General features: G+C 38.4%; 14 protein-coding genes and 1 pseudogene. 2 read left to right on the top strand and 13 right to left on the bottom strand.

Features of this window, described 5'->3' with window-relative positions; all coding sequences use genetic code 11:
- Window positions 1-102: pseudogene (locus tag B3Q46_RS10105) on the top strand (IS5/IS1182 family transposase); the annotation flags it as partial.
- 340 nt (window positions 103-442) lie between these two features.
- Here B3Q46_RS10105 and B3Q46_RS10100 read toward each other — a convergent pair.
- Window positions 443-1081 carry an HAD-IA family hydrolase gene (locus B3Q46_RS10100; protein ID WP_286715158.1) on the bottom strand — a complete coding sequence of 213 codons (639 nt, stop codon included), beginning with the start codon at window positions 1079-1081 and terminating at the stop codon, window positions 443-445.
- A gap of 258 nt (window positions 1082-1339) precedes the next feature.
- Between B3Q46_RS10100 and B3Q46_RS10095 the strand changes: the two genes are divergently transcribed.
- Window positions 1340-2107, top strand: coding sequence for a hydroxymethylpyrimidine/phosphomethylpyrimidine kinase (locus tag B3Q46_RS10095; protein ID WP_286715156.1), 768 nt, complete (start codon window positions 1340-1342; stop codon window positions 2105-2107).
- Between the two features lie 112 nt (window positions 2108-2219).
- On the opposite strand, the gene B3Q46_RS10090 is transcribed toward B3Q46_RS10095, so the two are convergent.
- The 12 genes from B3Q46_RS10090 to B3Q46_RS10035 form a co-directional block, all read right to left on the bottom strand.
- Window positions 2220-2663: a YybH family protein gene (locus B3Q46_RS10090; RefSeq protein WP_286715150.1), complete on the bottom strand. Its 444-nt coding sequence runs from the start codon at window positions 2661-2663 to the stop codon at window positions 2220-2222.
- 390 nt (window positions 2664-3053) lie between these two features.
- The gene (locus B3Q46_RS10085) at window positions 3054-3416 is read right to left on the bottom strand and encodes a 5-carboxymethyl-2-hydroxymuconate Delta-isomerase (RefSeq protein ID WP_286715147.1); all 363 of its coding nucleotides are present in this window, start codon (window positions 3414-3416) and stop codon (window positions 3054-3056) included.
- A 115-nt stretch (window positions 3417-3531) separates the two neighbouring features.
- Complete coding sequence (locus B3Q46_RS10080) at window positions 3532-3870, bottom strand: zinc ribbon domain-containing protein YjdM (protein ID WP_286715145.1); 339 nt, start codon at window positions 3868-3870, stop codon at window positions 3532-3534.
- A 124-nt stretch (window positions 3871-3994) separates the two neighbouring features.
- Window positions 3995-4441, bottom strand: a complete 447-nt coding sequence (locus tag B3Q46_RS10075) for an SRPBCC domain-containing protein (protein WP_004785131.1) — start codon at window positions 4439-4441, stop codon at window positions 3995-3997.
- Between the two features lie 239 nt (window positions 4442-4680).
- Complete coding sequence (locus B3Q46_RS10070) at window positions 4681-5076, bottom strand: ribonuclease E inhibitor RraB (protein ID WP_034171734.1); 396 nt, start codon at window positions 5074-5076, stop codon at window positions 4681-4683.
- A 243-nt stretch (window positions 5077-5319) separates the two neighbouring features.
- Window positions 5320-6264, bottom strand: a complete 945-nt coding sequence (locus tag B3Q46_RS10065; RefSeq protein WP_286715153.1) for a hypothetical protein — start codon at window positions 6262-6264, stop codon at window positions 5320-5322.
- 569 nt (window positions 6265-6833) lie between these two features.
- Window positions 6834-7499, bottom strand: a complete 666-nt coding sequence (locus tag B3Q46_RS10060) for a pseudouridine synthase (protein WP_286715140.1) — start codon at window positions 7497-7499, stop codon at window positions 6834-6836.
- An 87-nt stretch (window positions 7500-7586) separates the two neighbouring features.
- Window positions 7587-8042: a hypothetical protein gene (locus B3Q46_RS10055; protein WP_286715138.1), complete on the bottom strand. Its 456-nt coding sequence runs from the start codon at window positions 8040-8042 to the stop codon at window positions 7587-7589.
- A 745-nt stretch (window positions 8043-8787) separates the two neighbouring features.
- Window positions 8788-9501, bottom strand: a complete 714-nt coding sequence (locus tag B3Q46_RS10050; RefSeq protein ID WP_005237113.1) for an SIMPL domain-containing protein — start codon at window positions 9499-9501, stop codon at window positions 8788-8790.
- Window positions 9502-9627: 126 nt separating this feature from the next.
- Entirely contained in the window at window positions 9628-9876 is a 249-nt protein-coding gene (locus tag B3Q46_RS10045; RefSeq protein WP_286715136.1) for a DUF6868 family protein, read from the bottom strand.
- A 149-nt stretch (window positions 9877-10025) separates the two neighbouring features.
- Window positions 10026-10247, bottom strand: a complete 222-nt coding sequence (locus tag B3Q46_RS10040; protein ID WP_004785142.1) for a hypothetical protein — start codon at window positions 10245-10247, stop codon at window positions 10026-10028.
- A 129-nt stretch (window positions 10248-10376) separates the two neighbouring features.
- On the bottom strand, window positions 10377-10583 hold the full coding sequence (locus tag B3Q46_RS10035; RefSeq protein ID WP_005237115.1) for a hypothetical protein: 207 nt from the start codon (window positions 10581-10583) through the stop codon (window positions 10377-10379).
- Window positions 10584-10807: the final 224 nt, after the last annotated feature.

Genomic DNA, 10807 nt, shown 5'->3' with positions numbered 1-10807 from the left:
TTCAAAATCCTTGCTGAGCGTTATCGAAATAGAGGTAAAAGGCTTGGTTTGAGATTCAATTTAATCGCTGGAATCTACAACTTGGAACTGAGCAAAAAATGATTTATGAAAGAGGTCTAGTGAAATAAATGAATTAAAAATTTAATATAAAATTAAGACATTGAATTTTAATATTTTAATTAGATTTAAATAAATAGATATTAAAATATGAAAAATATGTTTTTGTGAATTATAATTAAACTATGACATTGATCACATAAAATACATTATTATATTTATGTAAGCATGAAAAATATTAGAACAAAAGTATACAAATAATTAATCAAGTTAACGTAATAAAACAGATTTCTATTCAAAAGATAAAGTTAAAAATTATTTTTAATAATGAATATAAAAAATGCTCCTAAACATAGAAGCATTTTATTTTAATGAAAATAAAAAATTATTTTAAATAGTTTAATAAATGACTAAAGTTCTCAATCGTATATTTAGGCTGTGCCTGCTGTAATTCAACTTCTGAACCATAGCCGTATTTGACTGCAATCGACTCAATCCCATTATGGCGGGCACCAAAAATATCATGCTCACGGTCTCCCACCATAATGCATTGATCAGCCTGTATGCCTTGTTGTTCCAAGATATACTGAATCATATTGGTCCGGTCGCCATTCAGCTCACTGCCATAAATCTCAGTAAAATACTGGGCCAGATTAAAATGTTCCAGAATCTGTTTAGCATAAACGGTTGGTTTTGCTGTTGCGAGAAACAGGCGATAACCACGGCGTTTAAGTTCCGCCAGAGTTTCAGCTACGCCTTCAAAGACGTGATTTTCATATAGACCAGTCACTGCGAAACGCTCGCGGTATGCCATTAGTGCCTGTTCAGCCAGAGTATCATCCGCATCTACATTCAGAATTTTGGCTAGCGAAGCTTTTAGAGGAGGCCCGATAATCCAGTCAATATTCGTGTCTTCACTGATCGGATGACCCACCTTTTCCAGACCGTAGCGGGCAGAAGTCGTAATCCCCACTTTTGGGTCAGTTAATGTACCATCCAAGTCAATTAAAATATTCTGAATCACACCTTGTCCCCCTATGTTTGTAGCCGACATCAATTCATATCGTGAGTATAGCCAGATTTCTCTACCCTAAAGCAATTACTAGGCCATAAAAATAAGCCAATAACGCCCATTTTCAGGGTAGTCAACTCTATATTTTGATCAGATAAACATACGAAATTTTACCTGACAGACAGTTTTTGCAAGTGATAGAAATTAATATCGAGAGTTTGAATAAATTTGCCTATACTAAGGCAATTTTAGTGAATGAAGGACATCATTTTGCGACCTACCGTACTTTGCTTTTCAGGTTTAGATCCTTCAGGTGGAGCAGGCCTTCAAGCAGATATTGAAGCCATCGGTCAAAGTGGTGCTCATGCTGCAATTGCCTGTACAGCCCTGACCATCCAGAACTCGCAACAGGTTTTTGGTTTTGAAGCAACTTCAAAGGAATTACTGCTGGCTCAGGCCAATGCCGTGGTAAAGGATCTACCGATCCGCTGTGTTAAATCAGGCATGCTGGGTACTACTGAAAATATTGAGGCGCTGGCAGAATTTCTAACAGCGCATGCAGATTATCAGTATGTACTGGATCCGGTGCTGGTAGCCAACAGTGGTGGCTCACTCGGCAATCAGGCCACACTGGTCAAAGCGTTTAAACAACTGATTCCACTAGCCACGATTTTAACTCCGAATACAGTTGAGTTGCGTGCCCTAACAGGTGAACAGGATTTAGATCAAGCCACGCAGAAACTGTTTGAAATGGGTGCTCACGCGATTCTGGTTAAAGGCGGCCATGAAGATACTCCCGACTATATCCAGAACCGTCTATATATTCAGGGTGAATTGATCAACGAAACCCGTTGCCCGCGTCTGGAGGGTGAATATCACGGCTCAGGCTGTTCATTAGCAAGTTTTATTGCCGGACGTCTAGCCTTGGGTGACCAGTTAAAAACAGCCGTACAACATGCAGAAGCCTGGTTATTTGGTGTATTAAAAAATGCGGAAATTCCGGTACCGAATGGTCAGCGGATTCCAAAACGCTTCTAATCTTCCCTAAATAAAAAAGCCTGAACGATTCAGGCTTTTTTATGGTGATTTTTTTCAAGAATGGACAAATAGACATGATGATCTTGTTACAATGAAATTTAAAACTTGCGCCTTAACCTGCCAGTTTCACAGGACGCAGTTTTTCAGTTTTATCCTGAACAGGAACAGAAATATGTTGATAATGCAATTGCCACTGATCTTGCTGTTTGCTCAAGACCATGCTGAAGCGGCACCATTGTAAAGGAAAATATCGTTCCATCGCCGCATAGGCAATCCGGACATACCCATACACGAAAGCCATGTCATTATTGACCTGAATGGTGACCTCCTGCCGTTCAACGCGCATACCATTGTTGCGCATATATGGGCGGTACTGTTGCCATGCAGCCTGATAAGCCTCAATCCCTTTCAACTCGGAGCTAATATCAATCAGACAGACATCTGGTCGGCAAAGTTGACGAATTTCGCTGAATTCAAGTGAACAAATAGCTTGATCCCATTTTTGTAAAAATGTCCTGACTTCCTGAGCCAGACATTCTTCCCCTATTATTTTCATTGAATACCTCTCTATAAGGTTTTATTCAGACTTGAAAACCGAGATTTCAAGCATCTCATCATTTTTCAGTCTTTCTTGTTTTTCATTATTTTTAATTATGTGGATGGGTCCTGGTTTTACCCATCCACCATAGATCAGGTCAAAAGTGTGACCTAATACCTAAAATTACACCATTTTTTTAATCATAGGCAAAATTTTCTGATCAACTGCAATCATCAGGTGAATTTTGACTGATTATTTAAATTTTTATGCTCTAGTTTTATTTATCGTTCTTTATATTTCAAAATTGCTTTGATACTTCTCAATTTTTTATTAAGTTCTTATACATTCAAGATAAAGAGAGGAACTAGGAAAACTTCATTTCCTAGTCCTCACTTCAATCTAAAAAATTCAAATAATAGCTTTAGTGTAAGTTTCTTTGTCCATTTCCAGAATTTCAACACAGAGCTGAATCTTTAGCCTTGGCTGCGAGGCAATGTGCTGCTGCATGACCTGAAGTACCAGCTTGGAAATTGCTTGACGAATGGCCAGACTACGACCAGTCAGGAGAGAAACTTTAGCATGCACATAAGCCTGATCTGTCTTCTGCTCTAGTCCAATCACAAAATCTTGCTGTACAATCGCCCGGCTTTTTAAATCATTCGGGTCATTAATATAACCGGCGTTAAATAAGGCCTGATGAATTGCCAACATTAAAGGTTGGGTTTCGAGCTGCTGAATATTATCTGAATATTCAAGATGAAGATGAGGCATAAAGCATAGATCCAGGCATGATATAGTGATCAGAAGAGATTGATCTTCGAGTTTGAGGAAGAAGCATAAACCTTCAAACCCGAAGACCGAAAGCAATCATTCGTATAAGAACGTATTAGGCTTTTTTCACATATTCAGATTTGAGCTTCATGGCGCCAATGCCATCAATTTTACAGTCAATATCATGTCCATCAGTTGCATCGGGTAATAGACGAATATTTTTGACCTTAGTCCCGACTTTAACCACTGAAGAAGATCCTTTAATTTTAAGATCCTTAATCACCGTAACTGTGTCGCCATCAGCCAGCAGATTGCCATGCGCATCCTTGATGACCACGGTTTCCTCAGTTGCTTCCGCTTCTTTCCACTCATATCCACATTCTGGGCAGATTAACAAGTCACCATCTTCATAGGTATATTCAGACTGGCATTTTGGGCATTGTGGTAGAGCCATAGCAACCTCGACAAAATAAAAAAATAAAGGAAAAAACAAAAAATTAAAGCTGAATTATAGCATCTTTGGATAGGTTCATGCTCAAGCTTTAAAAGGATCTCCCGCTCAACTTAATTAACTGAACTTAACCATCCAAAATATGTGGATTGACCAGCCAGGACAAAAGCTGCAATGACTCTTGCCAGCTTAAGTGACATGCAGATGGCGGTACTAGATCCGGATAACCCACCTGAATAATATGCAGGCTGGTGCCTACAGACACTTTTTCAAAGATGAGCGTGACTTCAATTTCACCTTTGACTTCAGGTGTAGAAAAGCAATCGGTATAGCGCAGTAGCTGGTTGGGAATAACTTCATGATAGGTGCCATGTAAATGATGCTGGGTACCTGTAGCAAAATTGGTCAGGGTGATTTTATAGCTGCCTCCCGGTTTGACTTCGGCATGCTCAACTCTGGCAGTGAAGCCATGCGGTGCCAGCCATTTTGCAATAGCATCTGGATGAATAAAGGCCCGGTACACCCGTTCCGGTGGCGCACTGAATACGCGATGCATTTTTAGGGTATAACTCATTTCAGCCTACCTTTTTTTCTTGTTCTTACTGAAAGATTATTTTTATTTATTATTCGGACGGATCATCCCGATCTCGTCGGCCTCAGTATTTAAATAACTGCCCAACATACTGTACGGCCTAAATATAATTGTTATCTATCCATTTTATAGGATGTATAACAAAAAACTACAGTTGACCCGACTAATACCACAGGCGATAAAAAACCCGGCTTAACCGGGCTTGAATAAGGAAATTTTGATTAGCTGCTACGCAGTTTGCTTTCGCCCTCTTCTGGGTCGCCTTCATCATCATAGACATAGGCCATACAGCCCCAGCCGTCATATTCACCCTGAAATTCAGCGGCAATTCTGGTAAACCATTGTTCCAGATCGACAATATTTTCATAGGTAGGCTGCATATAGACATGAATAGTAATTGTCCATTCCAGCGTATCGCTCTCCTCATCCTGATATAGGCTTATCTTTTGTTCTTCTTTAAGCAAGTGCAATGCACAGCGGTCAGCCTGTTCTTCACTATTAAAGGCTATCGAGAATTCAATTTCATGGTCGTCCTGCAGATCATCACCATCCTGATACATTTGCCACAGTACATGACCATTTTCATCGTCAGGGAATTTGTCATAATCGCGTGCCATAGAGATATCCTTATTATGATTTATGATGTTTTATTATTCGATTCAGCTTAATTTATTTTATTTTAATTATCGAGTACAGAATATGAAAAAAAATTAACTTTCTCTAAATAACCAACTGAATTTTATCAATATAAATTTAATAATTTGAGAAAAAAAGCTGCATTTTCATCTAATTAAAAATACCTACATATCAATCTGCAGATTAAAAAATTTCATCGGTTGATTTGTCTTTTTTAATTGGAGTTAGGAAGCGATCACTGCAGATGGCTCAGACACTTGATTCTGTCGAAGCTCGAGTAAAATGGCGGCGAATTTAAGCTCTTCCAGACGCAAGTTCAGATAAGACTCCTGAATCATGGCCTGGCTCAAGCTTTGTTCTTTATAGTTCATCAGGCGATAATCATCTTTTAAGAATTGCAGCATTTCTCCCAGATTATGAGTATTTAACTGGGACAAATAGAATTCTGCCCTGCTATTAAATGCCAGACTCAAAATCTCGATGGTGCTCTTGCGACGATCTTCATCGACATAGTTACAGCGGGCCACCTGCTGCTGTTCTTTGGCTTGCTCAATCTGTGTTCTGATAGTCAGTAAATGCCGAGCTGCATCAGTATCGTTGTAGCCACTAATGAGCTGATCCAGAAGCTGCGTGACCGGCAGATCAAAACCATGTTGATAGCCCTTGATCTTCTGCTCGAGAGCCTCAACTACTTCTTGCAGTCGCTGCTGTTCTTTGGCCTGCTGATAATAAGCCTGTAAAGCTTTTCGGGCCTGCTGCTCAATATCAGCTTCGGCCTGAGCCTGTAAACTCTGTAAATATGCTTTGACCTGAGCGATATAGGCTTTGAGATCATCCAGCATGATGGAAGCATGAAGCTTGGTTACTTCTACGAAATTTTTAGCCTGCAAACTGCGGTTAATAATGTACTGTTCGATGTCACAGATATCCTGATATTTTTTATATTTATTCAGTTCAGTTCTGGCGCTCCCCAACTGCATCCGTAGCTGGGTCATTTCATAATTTAATTCATCAACTTGTGTTTCATAATCAGCTAATTTACTGCGTGAATGATCCAGATTTTCCTGTAGAGACCGAATATTGTTTCTTGATAATTTCAGGCTATTGAATACCCGTAGTAATACAATGATTAAAACACTTGCGAGAACAAAGAGCACGCCACTTAGCATCATCCTGTGCCTTACCCCTTGCACCATATATAGGCACTAAAAAATTAAAAATTTATGATGTTTTAAAGTTATTCTGCATAATTTAATGATGAGAATCAAAGATAAAAAATGACCATAAATATTTAATATATTTGATCTTTTAAATGATCTTTCACCTATAAAACCTTAATATTTTTATGCCTATCAATTTACTTAACATGAATCTGTTGGTGATAAGCGATTAGAGTGGTTTTTATTTTTATATCAAAAGTTATAAGATCGAATTTCGGATAGGCTGAAAATCTTGAGAAAAACCTAATAAAAATAGACAGATCAAATAGTTAAACTAAAGATAAAGTAATAAATCCCCCTTAAATGATTTCTGAAATTTTTCCGGATACACTTTTTTAATTTCAAAAAATCATTACTTGATAAGACATGATTCAGAACATAATTTTTCTAGAAAACTGCTTAAATTCAACTCCATAATTTTCCGATGATTGAAATAAATTCTGACATTTCTGTTGCAGCTTACTGAAATTCAAATATTTATCAGAATCTATATTCATTTTTTGAATGCTTAAATTTTACTAAAATGGTGCAGGTGCAAGAATTTCAACTTTATGACCACTCAAGGGTTGAGTAAAAGTCAGTTCACTGGCATGCAAGGCCATGCGATTAAGAGGACTACGCGTTGGTTCCGGATGATAAATTTTATCGCCCATAATCGGATGACCGATATGCAGCATGTGGACTCTGAGCTGATGTGAACGCCCGGTAATTGGCGTCAGTAATACCCGGCTGATGTCTTGCTCAGGCAGATATTCCAGCCGTTGATAGAGTGTTTTGGCAGCTTTACCCAGTTCAAAATGTACCATTTGCCGGGGGCGATTTTCCCAGTCAGTAATTAAAGGCACATCGACACTGCCCTCGGTCTGAATTTCTCCCTGTACCAGCGCAATATAGTGCTTGCTGACTGTACGTGCCTGGAACATTTTACTGACCGCCACTTCGGCTTCGCGATTTTTGGCAAACATCAGTATTCCGGACGTCGCCATATCCAGACGATGGGTAATTTTGGCATTCGGATAACGCTCTAGTACCCGTAGATAAGCACTGTCATGATGCTCAGGCAAACGTCCCGGAACAGACAACAAACCGGCCGGCTTCTCAATGACGACTAGATCATCATCTTCATACAGAATATGCAATGGATCTTGAGGCGGCGCGTAGACAAAGTTGTCGTTAATAGGCATGTTCTGTAAGCATTCAGAAGAAAACGCGCAAAATAACAATGTCAGGGAATACTGTCAATCCAGCCCTGTTATAGAATCAATGCCCGACTAAGCTTTGGATGCTGCACTGATGGGAGATACTGAATGACCTGACTGATACTGGGTTTTCAGGCTGTCGAGATCTTCATTTAAGAATGTCATAAGATATTGCTGAACCTGTAACATAGTCAGACTGCGAAATGACACATAGTCTTTGTTTTTCAGGCTAAACAGTCCCAGAATTTTATGCTGAGCTTCGACTTCAATATCACTTTCCAGCCTGAACTCAAGCTGACCTGAGGGCGCCAGTTCATTCAGCGTGATCTGGATCGACTGTTCAGTATCGGGGTCTGTCACGGTAAATGTGGTAATCGCAGCTTGCATCTGTAATTGTAAAATCCGTAACTGTTGCCAATTGATGGACTTAAAAGTAGAGAGAATTTCTTCTGCCGATAAGCTGCCTAGCTGCTCTGCTTCATCTTCTTCCTGATACGGATAACTGATTTCTAATTCATATTTTTTCATGGGACACGCCCCTTTCTTATATGCAAAATTATCATAGCATTCTGTTTTATTTTTCAAGGATATAATTTGTGAGCAAATATTAAATATATTATATTTTAAATTATTTATATCAAATACTTATAAATAACTAGCGACATTAGAGTAGTATTTAAATAAAGGATGATTGAAAGCTATAGGCTGTAAATAAAATAGATTAGATATGTGATTAGAATAGTATTTATTTGAATCTCAAATAAATTTAAAGCTATTTGAGGAAGAAGATAAGTGACTGGGTAAGGAAAGTATTAAGCAGTTTGGAGGAGAAGATTTATTATTAGAAGAGAAAATTTTGAGGGTGTTGGGAAAACATCTTGATGGTTTACTTCAACTATCACTCTTTGTAAGAAATGATCTTATAGCCTATAAACTTTTGGTCTATAGCGTCCTAAGCCGAATCGAGACCTTTTGGGTTCGTACTGCACTCGCGTTTTGCGCCACTCACAGCATGCTACTCTTTTCGATCCCATCACACCCTTGAGATATATAGTAGCCAAGCTGCGGTAAAATTAATTTCCTAAGATTTTTTAATTTTCCCAGTTTTTGAAAATATTTTTCTTAGAATATATTTATAGAAGAATTTTTTATCTTTTAGCTCAAAATAAAGATCTTTTATTGCAGAAAGAGCAGAATTACTGGAATTTATCTTTATTTAAAACTTCATTCTGCTCTAAATTTTTCAAACCGCTATTTTTAGTTTTCCAGCCATTTAATCCGCAAGATAATAATCCACTGTAGAAACCACACGAACTTTCTTTAGATAAGGCGTATTGCTGTCACGGTCTTCAATGCTAAACAGACCTTGATTGGCCGTCTTGATTTTCCCGAGACGGCTTTGAGAATCTGCTGCAAACTTTTCTGCCACACTGCGGGCATTTTGTGTGGCCTCTTCAATCATCGCCGGTTTAATGTCATTCAATTTGGTAAAGATATATTCCGTTCTTTGCCCGGAATCATCACCACCAAAAGCAATGCCTTTTTTACCCAGAGCGACCAGACGAGTTTGCGCTGCACGGACTGCATCAATATTGTGGGTATAAACTGTAATGGTCTGATGTGCGGTATAACGTAGCGCGACATTGGCATCACCGCCGTATTGCTGTGCGTATTTATCTGTAGTGACTGGAGAACCTGTGGTAATTTCTTCTGCCTTAAAACCTTCGCCTTTTAAGAACGCCTGAATTTGTTGGGTTTGCAGCTCCATGGTGTCATACAGTTCTGTCAGATCCTGACTACCGCCACTAAAACGGATGGGCCAGACTGCAACATCGGCTTTCACTTCACGTTCCGACAGCCCTTTTACGGAAACAATCCGCTCATATTGTTTAATCTTGACCGCACTATTGCCCAGAATGAATCCGGCAATAATCATTCCCAAGCCGATCAATGCACCTAAAATTAAGGCAGGTTTAAACTGATTCATTGAGCCGAACTCCTTTTCTATATTATTTATTCTGTTTCGAGCATTTTAAGCGTTTAAACTGCTCTGTGTAATGCTAATGCGACTATCAATTTTATTTATTCTTGAAACCTGAGAAAGTTTTATCTCCTAACTTTTCCCAATTAAATATATGACTATCAGCGGAACCAGATTGAATAGGAATATTCCGATTTTATAGAGGGCCATGCCGCCATAATGAACGGCATCAAAAGTCGAATCTGAAAGCTGAAACCATCGACTATGCAATCGTTTTACCCAGTCTCGTAAAAAGACAATGAGCAAGAACCAGAGCATTAAAATGCTGTAATTCAAAGCCAATGTATAAAGTAAAAACCGACACCAGAAATCGAGGTCCATAGTGATTCCCTGCCTGTAGAGCCATCTATCATTAAGTTGACAGATTGATCAAATCTTCAGGAATTACTGATTTGTATCTGTAATCTAAAGGGGAATGGTTTAAATATTTTGAGCTAAAAGTTTCAGTTCTCACTCTCAGCGATCACTTTTTAGCGTACAAACAGGTGACGGGTATGATGATTGATATAGGCATTTAGGCCATCACCATACTGAGCCAGCTGTTTCATATTTTCCACATGCTGATAGCCCGCACTGCTATAGCTATAGGTATACACTTTCGAGGTTTTCTTGAATTGAACCCGAATGAACTCATTGCCAATCTCATAATTGGCCACACCCGAGTCATGATTGAGATCAAGATAATGTTGCAATTGAGCAGCCCTAAAAAATGATAAATCTATAATTTTATATGGGGTCAAATTGATCAATTTTCAAACAGAATAAATGATAAAACCCACTGTATAGCAGGTTTTAAATGACGCTCAATATGTCTATGAATCTCATTCTGTACAGCACTTATGACAGCCCTCTACTTTCTCTCTCGGCCAGTTCATTCTTGCCCGTTTATAAGCCAGATCATAATTAGCAAAATATCCAATCAGAATCTGGTTATCAAATTCTGGCAGGTCTTCACAGCCTCGTGTTGCGTTATGAATATAGTGCACGCCTTGGGCAGACTCTTGTTCATCTACAATAAATTTAATCATTTACAGTTCCCCTAATATTGTTTTTATAAAGTTCAACCACAAATAAAACCATACAGAAATTATGTCTTTATTGAATAAAAATCAAGCAATTTCATAAACAAGATAAGGACCTCTCTTTAAGCAAATATTTCATTAAAAATTAGTGATAAATATTTATTTATCTGACTCTTATAAGGCAGAATTTTCTAGCTTGTTTTTCTTTTTTAGGTGGTGTTTCAAAAAGT

Source organism: Acinetobacter sp. UBA2581, from assembly GCF_002339435.1.
Taxonomy (GTDB): Bacteria; Pseudomonadota; Gammaproteobacteria; order Pseudomonadales; family Moraxellaceae; genus Acinetobacter; species Acinetobacter variabilis.
The sequence above is the reverse complement of the archived record's forward strand: the minus strand, read 5'-3'. Positions and strand labels throughout refer to the sequence as shown.

What these genes read in the sequence shown, in the direction of transcription:
- B3Q46_RS10090 (WP_286715150.1), bottom strand. Translation starts at nt 2,663, where the DNA reads ATGAAAATAATAGGGGAAGAATGTCTGGCTCAGGAAGTCAGGACATTT.
- B3Q46_RS10085 (WP_286715147.1), bottom strand. Translation starts at nt 3,416, where the DNA reads ATGCCTCATCTTCATCTTGAATATTCAGATAATATTCAGCAGCTCGAA.
- B3Q46_RS10080 (WP_286715145.1), bottom strand. Translation starts at nt 3,870, where the DNA reads ATGGCTCTACCACAATGCCCAAAATGCCAGTCTGAATATACCTATGAA.
- B3Q46_RS10075 (WP_004785131.1), bottom strand. Translation starts at nt 4,441, where the DNA reads ATGAGTTATACCCTAAAAATGCATCGCGTATTCAGTGCGCCACCGGAA.
- B3Q46_RS10070 (WP_034171734.1), bottom strand. Translation starts at nt 5,076, where the DNA reads ATGGCACGCGATTATGACAAATTCCCTGACGATGAAAATGGTCATGTA.
- B3Q46_RS10065 (WP_286715153.1), bottom strand. Translation starts at nt 6,264, where the DNA reads ATGCTAAGTGGCGTGCTCTTTGTTCTCGCAAGTGTTTTAATCATTGTA.
- B3Q46_RS10060 (WP_286715140.1), bottom strand. Translation starts at nt 7,499, where the DNA reads ATGCCTATTAACGACAACTTTGTCTACGCGCCGCCTCAAGATCCATTG.
- B3Q46_RS10055 (WP_286715138.1), bottom strand. Translation starts at nt 8,042, where the DNA reads ATGAAAAAATATGAATTAGAAATCAGTTATCCGTATCAGGAAGAAGAT.
- B3Q46_RS10050 (WP_005237113.1), bottom strand. Translation starts at nt 9,501, where the DNA reads ATGAATCAGTTTAAACCTGCCTTAATTTTAGGTGCATTGATCGGCTTG.
- B3Q46_RS10045 (WP_286715136.1), bottom strand. Translation starts at nt 9,876, where the DNA reads ATGGACCTCGATTTCTGGTGTCGGTTTTTACTTTATACATTGGCTTTG.
- B3Q46_RS10035 (WP_005237115.1), bottom strand. Translation starts at nt 10,583, where the DNA reads ATGATTAAATTTATTGTAGATGAACAAGAGTCTGCCCAAGGCGTGCAC.